This window comes from Pseudomonas sp. NFIX28, from assembly GCF_900107395.1.
Taxonomy (GTDB): Bacteria; Pseudomonadota; Gammaproteobacteria; order Pseudomonadales; family Pseudomonadaceae; genus Aquipseudomonas.
Genome location: NZ_FNPW01000001.1, coordinates 81,174 through 101,008, shown reverse-complemented (window position 1 = coordinate 101,008; position 19,835 = coordinate 81,174). Strand labels below are relative to the sequence as shown.

The following is a 19,835-nucleotide window of genomic DNA, read 5'->3' as shown; positions in this document are numbered from 1 at the left end:
GTCAATCCAGAGCGTAGACCAGTGGAAACAGCAGTACCCAGACCAGATCGACCATGTGCCAATACAGCACGCCCGATTCGAAGCCCGAGGGGTTGTCGGCGCCATGGCGGCCACACAGGCAGCCCCGCGCCAGCCAGGCCAAAATCAGCATGCCCAACAGCACATGGAGGAAATGAAAGCCGCTGAGAATCCAGTACAGGGTGAAGAAGGTGTTGTGCGCCAGGTCCAGCCCCAGGCCCAGCAAGTGCCGGTACTCGTCGAGCTTGAGCAGCAGGTAGACCGTGGCCACCAGCAAGGCCGCCAGCAACAGCGCCGCTGCCTGGCGCGGCCGTGCCTGGCGCACCCGCTCCTGGGCCAGCGCCGCCAGCAGCCCGGCGCCGAGCAGGCTCAGGGTCATGGCCAGGCCGGTGGAACGGTCGAGCCACTGGCGGCTGTCGCTGAACAGTTGCGGCTTGAGCTGCTGGGTCACCGCAAAGGTCAGGATCAGGATGGCGAACACCGACAGCTCGGCGAGAATGAAAAACCACATGGCCAGGTCACCCGGCAGGTGCCGCCGGGGCGTTCGCGTGGTTCCGCCAGCGGTTTCAGCCGAAGTGCACATCGACCACGTCCATTAGCGCCGCCACCGTCACCGGGTCGTCGCTCAAGGGTTCGGCCAGGCACGCCAGGCAGGCTTCGCGCGGCGGCATGCCGGCGCCGATCATGCGCGCGGTGAAAATCAACAGCCGGGTGGACGCCACCTCCTCCAGGTCATGCTGCTCCAGGCGGCGCAGGGCCTGCCCCAGCCCGACAATCTGCCGCGCCAGCGCAGCATCCACTTGCGCCTCGCGCTGGACAATGCGTTCCTCCTCGGCCGGCGGCGGATAGTCGAAGCGCATCGCCACGAAACGCTGGCGGGTGCTGGGCTTCATGCCCTTGAGCAGGTTCTGGTAGCCGGGGTTGTAGGACACCACCAGCATGAAGGACGGCGGTGCCCGCAGGACTTCGCCGGTGCGCTCCAGGAACAGCTCGCGGCGGTCGTCGGCCAGGGGGTGCAGGACCACCACCGTGTCCTGGCGGGCCTCGACCACTTCGTCGAGGTAGCAGATGCCGCCTTCGCGCACCGCCCGGGTCAAGGGGCCGTCCTGCCACCAGGTGCCCTGGGCGCCGATCAGGTGCCGGCCGATCAGGTCGGCGGCGCTGAGGTCGTCGTGGCAAGCCACGGTGTGCAGCGGCAGGTTCAGCCGGTGCGCCATGTGCTGGACAAAACGGGTCTTGCCGCAGCCCGTGGGGCCTTTAATCAGCACCGGCATGCCGTGCCGCCAGGCCTGCTCGAACAGCGCCTGTTCATTGTTCAAGGGTTGATAGAAGGGTTCGCAAGCCGTTCCGAGATCCATGGGCTACCTGATTCAACAGCGGGGTTCGAGGACCACGCTAAGGCTGCCCGCCCTGACCGGCAAGCGACCCGGCCGGCAAACTTGATCGCCGTCAAGCGCACCGCGCCGGGCGGCAATCGGCGGCCGGGAACAAGCCCGGATCAGCGCTCGCCGTCAGGCTCGATGCACTCGCCAGCGCAGGCCAGCCCCGGGCTGCCCGGTTCCTGCTGGAACAGCTGGCAGATGCTGTCCACCTCCAGGCGGCCGGCCGGCAGGATGCTGATGAAACGCTCCGAAAGCTCCACCAGCCCGTTCCAGCTCAGCTGTTGCAGGCGCAGCCAGGCGGCCGCGAAGTATTGGCGAAAGATCAGCCCGTAGCGGCTTTCGATGGCCAGGATATCCAGCTCCAGGTCGCACGCCAGGCGCTCCACGACCAGTTGCCGGACCTAATCGCCCGCCTCGCAGCGCCAGCCGCGGCAGGTCGCCAGCTGGCCCAGGTCCAGCTGCTGCAGATAGTCCTCGAGGCCCTCGTGGTTCTGCGTATACAGCTCGTCGAACTGGCTGATGGCGCCCAGCCCGAACCCCACATGGTCGCAGTAGCCATGGCAGGTAAACCCCTGGCAGTTGCGGCGCAGCCGGCCGCGCTCCTGGGCCATCATCAGGTCGTCGTCGGGGCGCACGAACTGCCCCAGGCCAATGTATTGGTAACCCGCGGCCAACAGGCGCTCGAAGCAGATCCGCCGCATCGCCTCCTTGGCGTCCTGGCTGCACGCCGCCCCGGCCTGCTCCTGGCCCTGGTGCCGGTAGCGCGCGGGCGGCTGGGCGTAGTCGAACACCTGCAGGCGGTCGGGCTCCAGTTCGATCAGCGTGCCCAGCTTGCGCGCGAAGCTCGACGGGGTCTGCCAGGCGTGGCCATAGCCGAGGTCGACACTCACCGAGCGATAGCCAAAGGTGCGCGCGGCGTCGATCAGCGAATGGATGGGCGCCGGGTCCTGGTAGCGAGCCACCGACAGCTGGCTGTCGCCGCCGATATCCGGCACGCCGATGCTGACCTGGTTGAAGCCCTGGTCGCGCAGCAGGCCCATGGTCGCCCAGTCGGTGTGGTGCAGGTCAACGTCGATGCTGTAGTCGCCGCAATCGTGCTCGAGGAAGTTGAAGCGCTGGCGCAAATGCTTCATCAGCCGTTGCAACTGCGCCGCCTGCGGAGTGGCGCCACCCAGGTGGAACTGCTCGATGCGCTGCTCCGGGGCCAGGTGGCAGCCCACCAGGTCGATCTCGCGCTCCAGGCGGCGCAGATAATCTTCACCAGCGCCAGCGGCCAGGCCCGCCAGGCGCGCCGGAAACTGCACGTTCAGGGACAGTGGCCGCCGCTTCTGCCGGCTGCTGCGCAACGCCCGCAACAGGTCCAGGGAGCCGACGCCGGAGTGAAAACGGCGGGTGTCGGCATGGCAGTTGGGATCGAGCACGCCTTGATCGCGTCGCACGATCGGCTCGCTGCGGTGCGGGAGTAGATCAGCCATGACAGGGCTCCGGTGGCGGTGGATGGCCAGTGTCCGGGGTTAACGCCGAAGGCTCCTTGACATGCATCAAGCGGGGGACGGTACCGACCTACCAACTCAGGTAGAACATGCCCTTGGCCAGCAGCACGATCAGCAGCATATGGCCGAACAGGCTGTGATGGATGAAGCGCGAGTAGCGCTCATTCATGCGCCCGCTCTTGAACAGCAGCATGGCGATCAGGAAATGCCCGAGCACGCTGGCGGCGAGCAGGATCTTGAGCATCAGCAAGGTGCCGAACGACGACGCCAAGGGCGCCGCCAGCACCGGCAGGTAACGCACCCAGACCATGCCCAGCCCGGCGCCGAACAGCACCAGCAGCACCCAAGGCATTAGTTGGCGAGCACGCCGGGCGGTGCCCTGTTCGAGCAGCACCATGAGCTTGGCGGGCAGTTGCTGGCGGATGTGTTCCAGGAACAGCACCTCGAAGAACACTGTGCCGATGAAGACCAGCGCGGCGAGCAGGTGCAGGGTGAGCAGCAGCGGATAGATCATGGGCCCTCCGAATCAGAGTTGCGCGGCCTGGGCCAGCGCCTCAGCCGCCGGTCAGCGTGGGAAAGAACGCCACCTCGATGGGCTCGGACCAGGCGGAATCGCCCCGGCCTCGCACGTTGCCGCGAGACTACTGCGCCGCCCCGCTGGTGCGGTTGACGTCAATCAAGAAAGCCACAAGTCCCCGAGAGGGTCGTAATCACCCCATTCACTGTGTAAGGCCTAAAGAGCGACCGCACCCATGATCCGCCGCTTCAATCGCGATAACCCGCAAGCCGCAGGTAACGTTCGCCTTCCGATTGCAACTGCACATCGCTCGCCGCCAACTGGGCCCGAGCTTCGGCCAGGTTTTTCCGGCAGCCATTCCAGCGGCAATCCGGCAGCTGTTTGCTCAGTGAATTGGACGACACATTCGCGGCGCTCGCCTCCAGTCGCTCGCCATTGCTCCAGTCCATCCGCCACTCAGTGCCGGGCAGCGGGGGCTCATTGTTGTAATGCAATTGCCCGCGGTAGCGCATCAGCTTGCCTGCGAAGAACAGCCAGGTTTCGCGCTTGACCGGCACGTGCCCCTCGATCGCCCGCTCAGCGCCCGCTTCGGCCAGCAGTTCCACCTGCGCGAGGGGACCGCTTTGGGTCAGATGCAACCACACGCCCTTGGGCGCGTTGTAGTGCTTCAAGCCGTACCAGCGCGGTGTGCTATCCGGCATCACGACGGTGCTGATGCGTTCCTTGGCACTATACGAATAGAGTCGTCTGGGAAACTGATTGAGCTTGACGGCAGCCGGCACGCGGCCGGTCCTGGCCCAGTCCGGCGACGCCTCAAGCCGTTCCTGCAGGTCCAGGCTCAAGTGCCCCGGCCATGCCATCTGTCGCACGCTGCCGTCCGGCGCCTTCAGGTTGGCACGCAAGGTCGTCACCGCCATAGGGTCGCCAGGGTGGCTATCTCCCCCTGGCGTTCTGACGGCGAGATCCACCATCTGATAACCGGGTACATCCTGCTTCGGGAAGACCAGCGCAATACTCAGGGGTTGCTTGCGTCGCTTGGAGAACCCCCGCCGTGCCTCCCACGACAAATCGCGGGCCCAGTTTGTAAACAAGGGCTCGCGCCACAGCGCCTCCGCCGGTGCGCGCAATTCGGCATGGCTGAAGCTGTAATGCTCGGCAGGTGTTTCGGGCAACTCGAAGCGCAGCTTCAGCGGCTGCCCCGCACTGCCCTGCAACACCTGTGCGCGAACCGTCACTTGGCGCCGCACCGGCAAGCTTTCCATCTCGAAACGAGGCGCCGGGACACAGACGGTACCGACCATGCAGGTGAACAGTTGCAAGCTGGGCCGCGTCTTCTGCGTCTTGCCCTTGCTACCGATAGAGGGGAAGTAATAGGCAACGAGCTCGGCCCCCGTCCATACTTGCGGCCACAATCGCGCCTGGGTCGATTCATCGAGGTAGGCAATGGAGCTGTCGGCCAGTTCGACCTCCAATGACAGCGACGCCGCTTGCAGGGGCGCAACAGACGAGGCCACCAGCAATGCAGCGGTCGCGATGGCGCGCCGCAGGGTCGCTCTGCTAGCCGGATTGGCGAAAAACAGGATTGTTTGAATGAGCATTCTCCCTCCATGGAAATGAAACGACACATCGATACAGCACCACTCAGGGAGCAGCAATGACCAGCATCATGGACCCCACCTTGCGCGGAACCGGCAGGATCACCGGCGCGTTCTTCAACCCGGCGGGGGATATCGCCGCCGTGGTCTCGGAGTTTGCATTGCTGGTCAATCCGCCCGCGCGCGCGGCCTATGGCGGCACCGGCTTGCGTCATCGACTCGGCCTGTACCGACGTGGCGAGCCGGTGCCGTTCGCCATCTTCGACGAACTGTGCCTGCCGATCAACGATGTGGGTTTCCACCCCACCCTGCCGCGCATCGTGATCGGCGCCGGCCGCTATGACGGCGGCTACCTGTTCGAAGGCGAGCTGGCGGTGTGGAACTGGCAGACCGGCGAAAGCCGGCGCCCTTTTGCCGATATTCCCGAAGTGGTGCGCTGCCGCTACGACGCCAGCGGCGAGCGGATCGAAGCCTGGGTGCGGCCGTGGAACGAAGAATGGGACGGGCTGGACGACAGCGACTGGTCGGTGATCCTCGACACCCTGTTCCTGGTGCCGGCCGATGACAGCGAGGCAGCCTGGGCTGGGCAAGCGCCCGCGGTGCTGGAACTGGACCCGGCCGCGACCGTCGAGGCCTCGGGCCTGGCCGCAGACGACCAGGGCCCGGCGGCCACGCGCCTGGCCAAATGGCTGGGTGTGCCCGAGCTGGCGTGCCGGGGCACAATCCGCGACATCGCCTGGCTTGGCCCGGACCGCCTGGGCGTCACCCACGACGACTGCCTGCTGGACATCTTCAGCACGGACGGCACCCGGCTCGCCCACCACACTGGTTCGGGCTACGGCGCCGAGATCCTGCGCGGGGCCAGCGTGCATGTGCACGCCGTGCTGGTGCAGGACGGCCCCGAGGCCTATCGGCGCGACTCCCGTTTGTATCGGCTGGCGGACAATGAGCTGGTCCTGGTGCAGGACTACGACGATGAATACACCTTTTCGGCATCCAGCGACGGCCACCTGCTGGGGCGACGCAACCGCCTGAAAGGCCTCGGCGCGAAGGCCGTCGACGTACTGCTGGACCCTGCCCGCGACAGCGTCCAGCCGGTGGATGTCGGCCATTACGACTGCTTCAACCATTACATCGGCATCAACGGCGCTCCTCATTTGTTCGCACTCCAGGGCACGCCGGCCAGCTCCCACGAACACAAATACCTGTGCATCGTCCGGCCCGACGGCACGCTGCAAAGGCTCTGGCCGCTGCTCAAGCAGGACCGCACCCAGGCCAGCCACGCCATGGAATGCCGCGGCGCTTACGTGGCGGATACCCTGGGCACGGGCGTGGTCATCGCCGGCCAGCACTACTCCTCCTCGATCAGCGCCTCGTACCAGGGTTTCATCTACCGTCGGCATCTGGAGCGTGGCCAGGAAGTGTGGCGGCACTCCACCCCGGCCTCGCCCAGCGCGATCGTCCACCTGCCCGAAGCCGGCCTGGTGGCCGCGGCTTTCCTGGACGGGACGCTCATGCTGATCGAGGCCCGCAGCGGTCGGTTGCGCCTGAACGCCAAGGCGCGGATCGATGGCTTGCCCACCCTCATCCACGCCATGGACGCCCGCGACGGGCGGTTGGCGCTGGGCACGGTGGATGGGCGAATTGTCGTGCAGCCGGTCGATGCCCTGCTAAGCGCTGGCGCTGCCCCGGGATGGGTAGAGATCGGCTGAACCAGCCACAAACAAAAACGCCACTCATTGGAGTGGCGTTTTTTATTGGCTGCCCGACTCAGAACTGCGCTTTGAGCGTCAGGGTGAAGTTGCGTGGGTCGCCGTAGTAGTTGCCGAAAGTCTCGGTGCCGATGGTGGCGTAGTAGCGCTTGTCGAACAGGTTGTTGCCGTTGAGCGCCAGCGACCAGGTGTCGTCGATGCGGTAGCCGATACGGCCGTTCCACACCGCATAGCCGGCCTGGGTGATTTTTTCCCCGGTGGCCGGCGAAACGCGGAAGTTGTCGCTTTGCGCGTTGACCCCGGCCCCGATGTTGAAGCGTTCGAACGCGCCGTCGAGGGCGTAGTCGCCCCACAGGCGCAGGACGTGGCGCGGCACATAGCTGTTGAACGCGGCGCCATTGAGGCCGCTGTCGATGTCGTCGAGGGTCTTGGTCTGAGTGTAGGTGTAGCCGGCCAGCAGTTGCAGGCGCTCGATGACCTCGCCGCTGATTTCGGCTTCGAAGCCCTGGGCGCGGACCTTGCCGGAGTTCAGGTAGCAGTAGCCGTCCGATGAAGCGCAGCTGGAGTTGTAGTCGGTCTGCGCCTGGTCTTTTTGCACGGTCTGGAACAGGTTGAAGGAGCTGTTCAGGCGCCCTTCGAACCATTCGCCCTTGATCCCCAGCTCATAACTCTCCCCTACCAGCGGTTTGAGCGCCGAGCCGCTTTCGGAGCGGTAATTGCCCTGGGGCGTGAAGATTTCCGCGTAGCTGGCATAGGCCGTCAGGTTGTCGTTGAGGTCCAGCAACAGGCCGGCGAAGGGCGTGACCTGGCCGGTCTCGGTGCTCCTGGCGTGCTCCGAGGTGCCCGAACTGAGGAACACCGAATCGCTTTTCGAGCGGTACCAGCTCACCCGGCCACCGACGACGAAGGTCAGGGGTTCCGCCAGCTTGAGGCGCAGGGTCGAGTACAGGCCACGCTGCTCGGTGACGGTCTTCACCGGGCCCCCGCGGGTCGATTTCTCGATGAAATAGCTGTCGTCCGGTTCCGGGATATGCCGGTCCGGGTTGAACACGTTCTGCCGCTGCGGCAGGAAGGCCACCGAGTAGAAATCGTCCTTGTCCGCGCGACTGCCGTTGGCTCCCACCACCAGCTCATGTTGCAGGCCGAACGCGGTGAACTTGCCATCCAGGTAGGCATCGAGGCCGTAATCGACCTGGTCGTAGTCGTACATGCTGCCGAGCATGCCGGTGGTGTCGATGCCGGGCGTCACCGAACCGGAGGCGAAGGCGTATTTGATGTCCTGCGTGTTCTTGGTGTAGACGCCGGCGACCTTCAGCGCCCAGTCGTCGTTGAGCTGGTGCCTGAGGTCGCTGAACACCGTGGTGCGCTTGCTGCGCCAGGTGTTCCAGGAAGGGTCGAGGCAGGTCGAGCGGCCGAGCTTCAGGTCGCTGCCGTCCTTGTAGCGCGGCAGGCCGCCCCAGCACGGGTTGGCGTCGACGTCTTCATAGGCGATGCCCAGGCCGAGGGTGGTGTCGGGGCTCAGGTCGAAGTCGAGCGCGCCGTAATACACCTGGTCCTTGCGGCTGGCGTCGTCGATGAAGTAATGGCGGCTCTGCTCGGCCACCACCGCGCGGCCGCGCAACGTGCCGGACGCGTTGAGCGGGCCGCCGGTGTCGACCTGCCCGCGGTAGTTGTCCCAGCTGCCACCGGACAGCGTGACTTCGGTCTGCGGAGTGCTCTGGCCACGCTTGCGCACGAAGTTCACCCCGCCGGCGGTGCCGCCCGCGCCTTTCATCATGCCGGCGGCGCCACGGAGGATCTCCACCCGGTCGTAATAGGCCATGTCACCGCTGAAGCTGTCGGCCTGGACGTAGAGGTTGCCCATGTCCAGCGGCACGCCGTCGTACTGATACTGGCCCGACATGCGAAAACCCCGGGAGTAGAAGTACTTGCCGCCCATGGTCGAGTCGTAGACGGTGATGCCCGGGGTCTTTTCCATGACCTGGTCGATACTGTTCAGGTTCTGGTCGTCGAGCATCTTGCGGGTCATCACCGTCACCGACTGCGGGGTCTCGCGCAGCGAGTGCTGGCCCTTGCCGATGGTCACCGCGCCGGTGGTGTAGGAGCCGCTGCCCTCGGTGGTCGCGCCCAGCAACTGGCCGTCGATCTGGGTGGCGCCCAGTTCCAGCGCCGAACCGAGCACCGGCACCGCACGCAGCACATAGCTGCCGTTGGCCTGGGGTTCGGCCCGCAGGCCGCTGCCGCGCAGAATCCGCGCAAAACCTTCGTCGACCCCGAACTGGCCCTTGAGCCCGGGCGATTGCCGGCCCTGGGTCTGGCGCGCATCAAAGGAAATCGCCGCGCCGGCGGCGCTGGAGAATCGGGTCAGTACATCCACCAGGCTGCCGGCGCCGATGTCATAGCCGCGGACCTGGCTCTGTTGCGCCGCGGCGCCTGTTGCCTGCTCGGCGCTCACCGAAGCGGCGCTGGCCATGCTGGTTGCCAGCAAAGCGACTTTCACTGCGTTCGCCAGACGACCTGGCGCGTTCACCCGAGACATGCTCCCTCCCCCAAAACGGTCAATAACAACTCACTGAGGGATGAGCCGAACGGCGCGGCGGAAAAGTGCAAGCGCCGCAAAAATTTTTCCAAGGCGTCTGTTTCAGCGCGAATCGGCCCGCGCGACCTGGACCCAGAAACGGCTGTAGCGGGTCACGCGCAAGGCAAACCCACTCTCCAGCGCCGCCAGGGCCAGATCGGTGTCGTCGATGGGAAAGACCCCGGACACCTTGAGGTCGCCAATGGCCGGGTCCCAACGCAGCACGCCGGGGCGATAGCGCGACAGGTCGGTGAGTAACGCCGCCAATGGCCGGTCGATGGCAATGATGCTGCCCTGCTGCCAGGCGCCCACCGAGACATCGTTGCCGCGTGGCATGCCCAGGCTCCGCTCGCTGAACGCCACCCGCTTGCCGGCCTCGACCCGCATCGCCGAACCGCCGCCCGGCACACTGACCTCCACCGCCTTTTCCAGCACCGCCACCTCGCCGCCGCCGGGCTGGCTGCGGACGATAAAACGCGTGCCCAACGCCAGCACCTCGGCGTGGCGGGTAACCACCTTGAAGGGTCGCAGCAATGGATCAGGCGCGGTGCTCACCAGGATCTCGCCCCACAGCAATTCCAGCACCCGCTGGCGCCCATCGAAACGCAAGTTGACCGAGGTGTCGGTGTTGAGCCTCAGGCTGCTGCCGTCCACCAGGCGCAATTCCCGGCGCTCGCCCACCCTGGTGCGGTAGTCGCACATCAGGTTCTGTGCGGCCTGGCTGCGCCAGCCCAGCCAGCCCAGGGAACCGGCGCTGGTCAACAGCAAGGCGCTGCGCAGCACCTGGCGCCGTGAACTAGTGCCGGCCTTGCTCAAGGTCGGCGCCGCCAGGGCGCCCGGCACGCTGGCCATCTGTTCGGCCACCGCGGCCATTCGTTGCCAGGCCTGGCGATTCACCGGGTCGGCCGCCAGCCAGTTGTCCCAGGCGGCCCGATCGGCGTCGGTCGCCGTGCCGGAATGCAAGCGGGCATACCAGCGCGCCGCGACACCGATGGCTTTCATTTCTTCGGCAGGCAGGCTCATGGGAGTTGCAACTGGATCTGCATCAGGCAGCAATGCTCCATGGCCTTGGCCATGTGGTTGTTCACCGTGCGCACGCTGACGCCCATCTGCTCGGCAACCTGCGGGTAGGTCAGGCCATTGAACTGCGACAGGATGAAGGCCTGCTTGACCCGCGGCCCCAGCCCTTGCAGCAGGCGGTCGATTTCCATCAGCGCCTGGAACAGGATCGCCTGCTCCTCCGGCGACGGCTGCAGGGCCTCGGGCATCGCGGTGAGTACTTCGAGGTAGGCCTGCTCCAGCGAGCGCCGCCGAAACAGGTCGATCAGCAGGCCCTTGGCGATCATCGACAAGTACGAGCGCGGCTCGCGGATATCCAGCGCGGAGCGGGCCTTGATCACCCGGACGAAGGTGTCCTGCGTCAGGTCCGCGGCATCGAAAGCGTTGCCCAGGCGCTTGCGCAGCCAGCCCTGGAGCCAACCGTGATGGTCGCAATACAGATCGTTGACAGCACTGCGTAAGGACAAATCGTTGGCGGGCATGACAATGGAATAATTCGCGACTGATAATGACTCGCATTGTCATGTGCGCCATCGCAGCTTGCAACAAATACCTGCAGGCCATGGTTCCAGGCGCGTTTTCAAGGCCCAGCGGCTGCCCCGAACGCAGCCAAGGTTGTAACGCCAGCGCAACACTTCGTCATTACCGAATCATGGGTGAGGAATAATCGATTTTTCTTCGCCGCAACCTGCCCGCTAGCATGACCTGGTCGGCTCCACACACCTTCAGTCAGGGAGAACGACATGCAGTCCATGCACATCGGTGAGCCCTGGATGTGGTTCGCCTTCATCGCCTTCGTTCTTGCCATGCTCGCCGTCGACCTGTTTGTGTTCGGCGGGCGCAAGGCGCATCGGGTGTCGGTGCGCGAAGCGTCGTGCTGGGTGATTGCCTGGGCTTCGCTGGCGCTGGTGTTCGCGGGTTTGCTCTGGTGGTACCTGGAGGGCGAGTTCGGCGCCGGGGTCGCGCACCACAAGACCCTGGAATTCCTGACTGGCTATTTGATCGAGCAGTCACTGTCGATCGACAACATGTTCATCTTCGTGATGTTTTTCCGCTACTTCGCAGTGCCGCCGGAGTTGCAGCGCCGGTTGCTGCTGTACGGCGTGCTCGGAGCGATCGTGATGCGCGGGGCAATGATTCTCGCCGGCGTGTGGCTGGTGTCGAAATTCGCCTGGCTGCTGTATGTGTTCGGGCTGTTCCTGATCATTACCGGGATCAAGATGCTGATATTCGCCCATCAGCAACCGGACCTCGACAAGAACCCCTTGTTGCGCTGGATACGCGGCCATATGCGCATCACCGAAAGCTTTCATGGCGAGCATTTTTTCGTGCTGCAAAACGGTCAGCGCTGGGCCACGCCGCTGTTCCTGGTGCTGGTGCTGATCGAGGCCAGCGACCTGATGTTCGCGGTCGACAGCATCCCGGCGATCTTCGCCATCACCACCGACCCGTTCATCGTGTTCACCTCGAACATCTTCGCGATCATGGGCCTGCGAGCCCTGTACTTCCTGCTGGCCGACATGGCCGAGCGCTTCCACCTGCTCAAGTACGGCCTGGCGATCGTGCTGGTATTCATCGGCGGCAAGATGACCCTGATGCCGTGGCTCGATTTTCACCTGCCGATCGAGTGGTCGCTGGCCGTTGTCGGCGGGATCATCCTGGCGTCGGTGCTGCTGAGCCTGGTCACCCGTCGCAGCAAATCGCCTGACGAGGATCGGATGCGAATCCTCTAGGCGCGCCTGAGCGGCGAACCCAGTATTGGACGCCGGCGCCCTGCCTGCTAACGTCAGCGCTATCGCCCAGCAGGCTCGCCTCTTCCGGACACCGACATGCTTGCCCCAGAATCCGCCCTTCTTCAAAGCTGGCAGCACAACGCCCAGGCCTGGATCGAGGCCGTCCGCGGCGGCGCCATCGAAAGCCGCCGCGAGGTCACCGACCAGGCGATCCTGCTGGCTGTGCTGGGCCGTCAGCCCGCGCGGGTGCTCGACCTCGGTTGCGGCGAGGGCTGGCTGTTGCGCGCCCTGGCGCAACGGGGCATCGAGGCGGTTGGGGTGGATGGCGACGCGACGCTGGTGGCAGCGGCGCGCCAAGCAGGCTCGGCGCCGGTGCATCTGGCCAGCTATGAAGCGCTGGTGGACGCGCAAGTAGACATCGGCCACGACTACCCGCTGATCTGCGCCAACTTTGCCCTGCTGCACCAGGACATCATCCCGCTGCTGGCCGCCATGAACGCCCTGCTCGCCCCCGGCGGCGCGCTGGTGATCCAGACGCTGCACCCCTGGACCGCAGCGGCGGGCGACTATCAGGATGGCTGGCGCGAAGAGACCTTCGCCGGGCTCAAGGGCCAGTGGCAACCCATGCCGTGGTATTTGCGCACCCTCTCCAGCTGGTTCAACGCCCTGGACATGGCCGGCTTCCAGCTCGCCGGCCTGCAGGAACCGCAGCACCCGCAGAGCCCGGCGCCGCAGTCGTTGCTGCTGGTGGCCGAGCGGCGCGGATAAGGTCTGTAGCGATTGAAAGCCAGCCGTTGCAGCGCGGTAAACGGCCACAAGCCCTATCTAGATCAGGAACACGAATCGGCGCTCGGCTCCCGCCTTGCCGTCTTCTACGGGTTGCTCCGGCAAGAACCCGCAACGCTCCACGACCTTGGTCGAGCCGAGATTTTCCTTGTAGACATACGCCACCAGCCGCGTCAGGTGCCAGCGCGTCCGCGCTTGCTCGATCAGATGCCGCAGCGCCTGGGTCGCAAGCCCCTGGCCGCAGGCGTCTTGGGCAATCCGATAGCCGACCTCGGCGGAACGCTGCGCTTTATCGATGTTTTTCAGGTTGGCGCGGCCGATGATGTTTCCGCTGCAATCCTCGATCACCAAGGGATGCCAGGTGCCAGCGGCGAAATCGGCCAGGTAGCCCTCGATATGCTCGGCGACGCCCTGCAACGAATAAAAAGCCGGGGCGCGCGCCTCGATATGGGATTCGAACCACTCACGGTTCCGGGTTTCGAACGCCAGCAGCGCTTGCGTATCGGTACGGCTTAGCTCGCGCATTTTGAATGGCGGCATACACACCTCTGCTTTTCTCATGAGTAATTGCATGGACCTGCCCACCTGTTGGCCGTTCCAGCAGGAACTTCAGGGTACGGGCCAGGTCGATAGGAGCCCCTTCATCGGGCATGGCGGGACAGTGAACAAACCCCAGCCAAGCAGCGCTGAAGGCCTGTTTTATGCCAGTGCCGTCGATGATCAACCGAGTCTGCCCCCTGATGCCAACCAAGAGTTTTCTGCCGGGTCTGATCCTGGCGCTCTGCGCAGCCGCGTCGCATTGTTCGGTTGCTGCCGAGCGCAAAGCCTCTCAGCAAAGTAACAACGCTTCAACAACCCTGATTGAATCCGCCTCGCAGCAGTATGCAGATGGCCAGTTGGACCAGGCCGCCGCCACGCTGGAGCGTGCCCTGCATATCCAACCGAACAATCCCGCGACGCTGCATTACCTCGGCGTGTTGCGTCTCCAGCAGGGGCAGTATCAGCAGGCTGAAGCGCTCGCGACGCGCTCCAACATGCGGGTTGGTCGCAACCTCGCGTTACGCAATCGCAACCTCCAATTGATCCAGGCGGCGCAAAAGGCCCAGGTGTCGAATAACCCACCCAACGCCGACGAGCGTCTGGTTGCCGTACGGGAGGGTCTGGAAGAAGAGGTTAAAAGGCGCCGTGCTGCAGAAACTGTCGCGGCTGAGCAGCCCACTCCGGACACTGAGCGCCGCACTGAGAACTTCACCCGCGAAGCGGCGCAGAGCGCAGCAGACTGGCCGACGGATGGCAGGCCAAGCCCCGAAGGGCGACTGCGAATGACTTCCGCCGAGCCAGCCCCCACATACGACGAGGTTGAAATTCCCCGTGGCCATCGACCGCCTCCGGGTAAATGTCGAATCTGGTTTCCTGATCGCCCGCCGGGGCATCAACCCAAACCCGGCAAATGCAAGAAGCTGCGCGATCGGGTTCCGTCCGGAGCTTACCTGGTGCAGGGTTGAGTGTCCGACTGCCCGCTTCTGACCGCGCTCTGCCGATCATGCATAACACAGGAAAACCGGGATCGCTTCACCCCTCAGGCCTCGCCCCCAAGGCGTCACTTTCAACCGTTTCCAGGGCAAGGGCTTCGAGCAGCACCTGCTGCAGAATGGCAAAGAAACAGCTGATATGAGCCTGCTTCAAGGCCTGTGGCCGGGTCACCAGATAGACCTCCATATCGGGAAGCTGGAGCTGCGGGAACAACTCAATCAAGTCCTGCGCCAGCACACGCGGCAGTACTGCCACCCCCAGGCCACGCCTCACCGCGTCCAGCTGCAGGGCGAACGAGTTCACGCTGATCTGCGCGCGCTCCAGGCCGGCGGCCTTGGCCGCGCGCACTTGCGGCAACATGTCCAGCGGCGGCAGCAGGCCGATATTGACGGCCGTGGCCGGCGTCACCTGTGGCAACCGCCGCAGATAATCCGCAGCGGCGAAGACCCCGTAGGCGAGCCGGCCCATGGGTCGATAAATCAATGACGGCTCGCCCAGGTGCGCAGTGCGCACCGCGATGTCGGCCACGCCGCGCACGATCTTGTGAAAGTCGGCGGCCACCAGCAATTCCACCGTGCAACGCGGGTGAAGCGCGGTGAAGCGACTCGCAGCCTCCAGCACGCACGACGCAAAGCCCTCCCCCGCACTGACCAGGACACTGCCCGACAGCTCGCTGTCCAGCGCGGACATACCGGTCACGGTTTGCCGCCTCAAGCCCGCTTCCGCCGCCTGGGCGACCTCCACCAGGGACTGGCCCCGCGAGGTCAACCGGCATCCTTCGACACCGCGCTCGACGAGCGGCTCGCCCAGGGCCTCCTCAAGCTGGGTCAACCGACGGGACACGGTAGACGCCGCGATCCCCAGCGACTGGCCCGCTTGCAGAAAACTGCCACGCCGCGAGACGGCCAACAGCAGGCGAAGATCGTCCCAATTCGCTTCCGACACCATGTTTCATCTGCTCCCTGATTTGCATATATGCAAAGCCATTATGCAGGAGTCGCTGTTTTTCGAGAGGGAGCTCGACGGTATATCTACAGGCCCTGGAAACGACTGGAATGGACTGTATGCCGATTTGCCCCAACGACTATGCGCAACGCGCCGCCAATGCCTTCAATCGCCGAGATATTGAGGCGCTGCTGGCGCTGGTCAGCGAAGACTTCACCTACCTCGATAGCATGGGAATACAAGTGGGCCGCGAAGCCATGCGCCAACGAGAAACCGCGTTGTTCGAAGCCTTTCCCGATGGCCACCTTATCCTCAGCCCGTTCGCCGTCGGAACCGATCGCCTGGCGCTGACGGCCATGCTGAGCGGCACCTTTGCAGCGCCCCTGGTGCTGCCGGACCGGGTGCTTGCACCCCATGGACGCTTTATTGCCGTGCACTACGCCGCGCACTTCACCTTCAAGGGCGGGCTGGCCATCCATGAAGAGGTGTTCTTCGACAGCGCGATATTGATGCCGTCAGCCGAACCGAGCGAGGGTTGAGCCATGCGTTGTGCATTCGTGACTGGCGCCACCGGTTTGCTGGGCAACAACCTGGTGCGCGAATTGCTCGCGCGTGGCTGCGCGGTCAAGGCCCTGGTGCGCTCGAGGGCCAAGGGTGAACAGCAGTTCAAGAACCTGTCGGGCGTGGAACTGGTCGTTGGCGACATGGGCGATGTCGAGGCCTTCGCTGCGGCCCTGCGAGGCTGCGATACGGTGTTTCACACCGCGGCGTTCTTTCGCGACAACTACAAGGGCGGCAGCCACTGGCAGGAACTGGAAAAGATCAATGTCATCGGCACCCGGGAACTGCTCGACCAGGCCTACCGCGCCGGTATCCGCCGGTTCATCCATACGTCCTCGATTGCCGTGCTCGACGGCGCGCCTGGCAGCGCCATCGATGAAACCTGCCTGCGCGCCGACGCCAACGCGGATGGCTACTACCGCAGCAAGATCCTCGCCGACCGTGCCGTCCTGACGTTCCTCGAGGCCCATCCCGAGATGCAGGCCTGCATGGTCCTGCCGGGCTGGATGTGGGGCCCTGGCGACCTGGGCCCGACCTCCTCGGGGCAGTTGGTCGACGATGTCCTGCACGGCAAGTTGCCCGGGCTGATCCCCGGCAGCTTTTCCGTCGTCGACGCCCGCGATGTGGCCTTGGCGCAGATTGCCGCGGCCAGCCACGGGCGGCGAGGCGAACGTTATCTGGCGGCGGGCCGGCATATGACCATGGCCGAACTGGTGCCTGTGCTCGGGCGTATCGCCGGGGTCAAGACCCCTGCTCGCTACGTGCCGCTGCCCCTGCTCTACACCCTGGCGGCGGTGCAGGAGGTCTACGCGCGCCTGACCGGCAGGCCCATCCTGCTGAGCCTGGCCACCTTGCGCCTGTTGGTACGGGAGAAGGACCGCAGCCGTTTCAACCACCGCAAGAGCGAACAAGAACTGGGCCTGAACTTTCGGGCGCTGGAGCTGACGATCACCGACACCGTGGCGTGGTACCGCGACCGCGACTGGTTTGAAACCCAGGGTGCGAGACACGCCCGCGCCATGGCCGAAGACTGACTTGTTGCCGATGGCGTGACCGTCGAGCCCTAAGCCGCTGGGCTCGCCTCGCATTGCTGCGGTTTCGCGCCGGCACCCGAGAGATACTTCGAGTGCCCGCGACCGCGCTTCGCGTACCCTCTCCACACTCACCTCAAGGACGTAAAAGACTGTGAACAGGGAAATCATCCTGATGCGCCACGGCCAGCCAAAACTGGCCGCCACCGACAAACTGTCCGCGCTCGACATGAAGGGCTGGATCGAACACTACAACCGCTGCGAAATCACCCAGCAGCCCGTCCCGCGGGCCAGCCTGCAACTCGCCGCCACCGCCAGGGTGATTGTCTCCAGCAACGCGCCGCGGGCGCTGGCCTCTGTCCAGGCGCTGGGCCTGAAACCGGCCCTGGTCGATGCGCTTTTCTCTGAAGCGCAACTACCTTACGGACGCTGGAAACGGCCACGGCTATCGCCGTTTACCTGGGCATTTATCCTTCGGGTCCTGTGGTTGTGCGGTTACTCGCCCAGCGTCGAATCCGCCGCCACCGCAAGGACCCGCGCCAGCACCGCCGCGCAACGCCTTCAAGCCCTCGCCAGCGACGGACCGGTTCTGCTGCTCGGCCATGGCGTCATGAATCGACTGATCGCCCGACAACTGAAGACACAGGGGTGGGTCCGCCAAACCCATAACGGTGGCAGCCGCTATTGGAGTGCGACGGTATATCGATACGGCGGTGTTTAGGCCGTGGCCGGAGGAGTATCCCGAACGCCCTATTAATGGCTATTTTTTCCCACAGGTTTCCACCTCGTCCTGGCGGGTAAACGCGGTGTCGATGCCCAACCGGTAGCGGCAGTAATCGACGATCCAGCGCCGCTCCTGCTCGGTAAGGCGCTCGACTCTCCTGATCTCGCCATCGTTGGCGTGCAGGTTGTAGAACTTCATTTGAAGCGTCGGGTGCTTCTTTATGAAGACGATCGTCTCGATATCGCCATCCTCGAGCGCCTGGTAATAGCCGACATAAAACACCGCCAATAACGCCAGGGTGGTTGCGATCAGCAGTGTTTTCATGAGCGCGGCATCGTTGGCGGCCGTTGGGTCTTCATCCTGGTGTTCCTGGCATTTTTGAGAGCGGCGATAGTTGGTCGAGTTGAGGCAGGCGGAGTGCAGGCTGTTCTCTTATCGGTCTAATCACGGAAAAAATCAAACCACTATTGGAGCCGTATCGGAACGATTACCGACCGAGATACGCGTAGCCGAAACTGACAACCTTGGCGTCCTCGCCATAGCCACCGAGGAACGACACCCCGACCGGCAGATTGCCCTTGATGGTGCCCGCCGGAATGGTGATCTCGGGGAATCCGGTCGCCGAGGCAATGTAGGACGACGCATATGTATCTCCGGATGAGCAAACATAACTGTCATCGGTCACGCCATGGACCACCGAAGCCGGGCAGTTGATGGTCGCGAAGAACAGGCTATCGACGTTGTTCTTGTGCATGATGTCTGTCAGTTGTGCGCGCAATTGCGGAATCTTGCGCGAGAGGATGGAGATGTATTGCGGCGAATCGGTGCTGGTGGTTTTCGCTACCGTTTCCAGTCCAGCCAGACGCGCCGGATTCATGCCATGCGGTCCGCTTTCAGCCTGGTTTTTTCTGGCCAGCTCGAGAAACTGCGCAAGCGTGCGCGGCTGACCTGGATTGAGCGTGGCGAGGTAGCGTTCGAACTGAGGTTTGAATTCGCTCTCCCCCACAGGGCCAAGAACGTCGCTCCATAAGGTTTCAAAGGCTTTTGGCAGTTCGATGGTAACGACCTTCGCACCGCGTTTAGCGAGGGTTTTCTGGGCAGACTCGAAGACCGCATCCACTTCAGGATTCGCGCCTCTGAAGTTGGTGACCACCCCGATGGTCTTGCCTTGCAGCGAGGTAGCACTTAGCGCGGATTCGAACTGTATTTTGTCCGCGGCGATGTCAAGGGTCGCCGGATCGGTGGCGTCCTGGCCCTTGATCGCGTCGAGCACGATGGCCTGATCCAGCACGCTGTTGGTGATGACGCCACCGGTATCGAACGCAAGCGAAAGCGGGATAATGCCGCTGCGGCTGATCAGCCCCAGCGAAGGTCGCAGACCGACCGTGCCAGTAACGCTGGCCGGCGCGCGGATCGAGCCGCTGGTGTCCGAGCCCAAGGCAAAAGGTGCAAATGCCGCCGCTACCGAGGCGGCAGAACCGCTGCTCGAGCCGGAGGCATCGCGCTTGGTGTTTCTCGGGTTCAATGTCTGACCACCAAACGAGCTGTAGCCAAACCAGCCAAACGACGCAGCCAGCTCCGACAAATTGGCCTTGCCGAGCAGAATCGCTTGCCCGTCGATCAGCTTCTTTACGACGAAAGCATCCTGGCTTGGCACTGAAGACCGCAGCACGTAGGAGCCACCCGAAGTGACCATGCCGGCAGTATCAAAATTATCCTTCACCACGAATGGAATGCCGGCGAGCGGAGCGTACCTGGCCGTTGGATTTTTCGCCCGTTGAGCATCCCATTCCCGGGCCTGATCGATCGCCTGTTGATTGACGGTCACCAGCGCATTGATGTTCTGACCCTGATGGTTGTTCGCCTGAATGTTATTGAGATAGTGCTGGACCAGTTGCTCGGAAGTGAGGGTCCCGGTGTCCAATGCATGGCGCATATCGGCAAGGGTCATGCGCTCGATGCCGTCATCCGCCTGGGCACTTGCCGCCCATATCAAAAACGAGCATGCAACTAACTTTTTATTCAACTGCATCGGGTTCTTCCCCTAATAAGTACAGACGAACGCAATGAGCCCATGCCCCAAGCGAGTGGAATGAGCGTCACAACTTGGCAGGATAAAAAGAGGCCAGCGATATTCAGCCGGCCCGGACACTCATGAGCAAACCGCG

At 64.0% G+C, this 19,835-nt stretch carries 18 protein-coding genes and 1 pseudogene; 7 read left to right on the top strand and 12 right to left on the bottom strand.

All coding sequences use genetic code 11. From position 1 onward, the window contains the following. Position 1: 1 nt before the first annotated feature. The 5 genes and pseudogenes from BLV20_RS00385 to BLV20_RS00365 all read right to left on the bottom strand — a co-directional run bounded on the left by BLV20_RS00385 (position 2) and on the right by BLV20_RS00365 (position 5,008). On the bottom strand, positions 2-601 hold the full coding sequence (locus BLV20_RS00385; protein ID WP_092295352.1) for a cytochrome c oxidase subunit 3: 600 nt from the start codon (positions 599-601) through the stop codon (positions 2-4). Beyond that, entirely contained in the window at positions 585-1,376 is a 792-nt protein-coding gene (locus BLV20_RS00380; protein WP_092295349.1) for a CbbQ/NirQ/NorQ/GpvN family protein, read from the bottom strand. The genes BLV20_RS00385 and BLV20_RS00380 overlap by 17 nt, the downstream gene beginning before the upstream one ends. Before the next feature lie 140 nt (positions 1,377-1,516). Then, positions 1,517-2,875 (bottom strand): annotated as a pseudogene (locus tag BLV20_RS00375) (coproporphyrinogen III oxidase). An 88-nt stretch (positions 2,876-2,963) separates the two neighbouring features. Next, positions 2,964-3,407, bottom strand: a complete 444-nt coding sequence (locus tag BLV20_RS00370; protein ID WP_092295346.1) for a CopD family copper resistance protein — start codon at positions 3,405-3,407, stop codon at positions 2,964-2,966. Between the two features lie 251 nt (positions 3,408-3,658). After that, entirely contained in the window at positions 3,659-5,008 is a 1,350-nt protein-coding gene (locus BLV20_RS00365; RefSeq protein ID WP_092295343.1) for a hypothetical protein, read from the bottom strand. A gap of 56 nt (positions 5,009-5,064) precedes the next feature. Here BLV20_RS00365 and BLV20_RS00360 point away from each other — a divergent pair, with 56 nt between their 5' ends. Then, positions 5,065-6,717 (top strand): hypothetical protein, encoded by a 1,653-nt coding sequence (locus BLV20_RS00360; RefSeq protein WP_092295340.1) that lies wholly within the window; start codon positions 5,065-5,067, stop codon positions 6,715-6,717. A 58-nt stretch (positions 6,718-6,775) separates the two neighbouring features. On the opposite strand, the gene BLV20_RS00355 is transcribed toward BLV20_RS00360, so the two are convergent. From BLV20_RS00355 to BLV20_RS00345, 3 genes are all read right to left on the bottom strand, one after another. Beyond that, the gene (locus tag BLV20_RS00355) at positions 6,776-9,256 is read right to left on the bottom strand and encodes a TonB-dependent siderophore receptor (RefSeq protein WP_092295337.1); all 2,481 of its coding nucleotides are present in this window, start codon (positions 9,254-9,256) and stop codon (positions 6,776-6,778) included. A gap of 102 nt (positions 9,257-9,358) precedes the next feature. Beyond that, entirely contained in the window at positions 9,359-10,318 is a 960-nt protein-coding gene (locus BLV20_RS00350; RefSeq protein WP_092295334.1) for a FecR domain-containing protein, read from the bottom strand. Next, positions 10,315-10,836 (bottom strand): sigma-70 family RNA polymerase sigma factor, encoded by a 522-nt coding sequence (locus BLV20_RS00345; RefSeq protein ID WP_092295331.1) that lies wholly within the window; start codon positions 10,834-10,836, stop codon positions 10,315-10,317. Before BLV20_RS00345 ends, BLV20_RS00350 begins: the two co-directional genes overlap by 4 nt. Positions 10,837-11,097: 261 nt before the next feature. On the opposite strand from BLV20_RS00345, the gene BLV20_RS00340 reads away from it, so the two are divergent. Both BLV20_RS00340 and BLV20_RS00335 read left to right on the top strand, forming a co-directional pair. Next, positions 11,098-12,087, top strand: a complete 990-nt coding sequence (locus BLV20_RS00340; protein ID WP_092295328.1) for a TerC family protein — start codon at positions 11,098-11,100, stop codon at positions 12,085-12,087. 96 nt (positions 12,088-12,183) lie between these two features. Next, on the top strand, positions 12,184-12,855 hold the full coding sequence (locus BLV20_RS00335) for a class I SAM-dependent methyltransferase (RefSeq protein ID WP_092295325.1): 672 nt from the start codon (positions 12,184-12,186) through the stop codon (positions 12,853-12,855). Positions 12,856-12,912: 57 nt separating this feature from the next. On the opposite strand, the gene BLV20_RS00330 is transcribed toward BLV20_RS00335, so the two are convergent. Continuing rightward, positions 12,913-13,413, bottom strand: coding sequence for a GNAT family N-acetyltransferase (locus tag BLV20_RS00330; protein ID WP_092295322.1), 501 nt, complete (start codon positions 13,411-13,413; stop codon positions 12,913-12,915). A 200-nt stretch (positions 13,414-13,613) separates the two neighbouring features. On the opposite strand from BLV20_RS00330, the gene BLV20_RS00325 reads away from it, so the two are divergent. Continuing rightward, positions 13,614-14,378: a tetratricopeptide repeat protein gene (locus BLV20_RS00325; protein WP_092296951.1), complete on the top strand. Its 765-nt coding sequence runs from the start codon at positions 13,614-13,616 to the stop codon at positions 14,376-14,378. Between the two features lie 67 nt (positions 14,379-14,445). Here the strand turns inward: BLV20_RS00325 and BLV20_RS00320 are convergent, their stop codons facing one another. Further along, positions 14,446-15,354, bottom strand: coding sequence for a LysR family transcriptional regulator (locus tag BLV20_RS00320; RefSeq protein WP_092295319.1), 909 nt, complete (start codon positions 15,352-15,354; stop codon positions 14,446-14,448). Positions 15,355-15,470: 116 nt separating this feature from the next. Between BLV20_RS00320 and BLV20_RS00315 the strand changes: the two genes are divergently transcribed. From BLV20_RS00315 to BLV20_RS00305, 3 genes are all read left to right on the top strand, one after another. After that, positions 15,471-15,890 carry an ester cyclase gene (locus BLV20_RS00315; protein ID WP_092295316.1) on the top strand — a complete coding sequence of 140 codons (420 nt, stop codon included), beginning with the start codon at positions 15,471-15,473 and terminating at the stop codon, positions 15,888-15,890. A gap of 3 nt (positions 15,891-15,893) precedes the next feature. After that, positions 15,894-16,946: an SDR family oxidoreductase gene (locus BLV20_RS00310; RefSeq protein WP_092295313.1), complete on the top strand. Its 1,053-nt coding sequence runs from the start codon at positions 15,894-15,896 to the stop codon at positions 16,944-16,946. A 172-nt stretch (positions 16,947-17,118) separates the two neighbouring features. After that, positions 17,119-17,664, top strand: coding sequence for a histidine phosphatase family protein (locus tag BLV20_RS00305; RefSeq protein ID WP_175540131.1), 546 nt, complete (start codon positions 17,119-17,121; stop codon positions 17,662-17,664). A 39-nt stretch (positions 17,665-17,703) separates the two neighbouring features. Here the strand turns inward: BLV20_RS00305 and BLV20_RS00300 are convergent, their stop codons facing one another. Then, the gene (locus tag BLV20_RS00300) at positions 17,704-17,991 is read right to left on the bottom strand and encodes a hypothetical protein (protein WP_092295308.1); all 288 of its coding nucleotides are present in this window, start codon (positions 17,989-17,991) and stop codon (positions 17,704-17,706) included. Between the two features lie 163 nt (positions 17,992-18,154). Further along, positions 18,155-19,699, bottom strand: coding sequence for an amidase family protein (locus BLV20_RS00295; RefSeq protein ID WP_092295305.1), 1,545 nt, complete (start codon positions 19,697-19,699; stop codon positions 18,155-18,157). Positions 19,700-19,835: the final 136 nt, after the last annotated feature.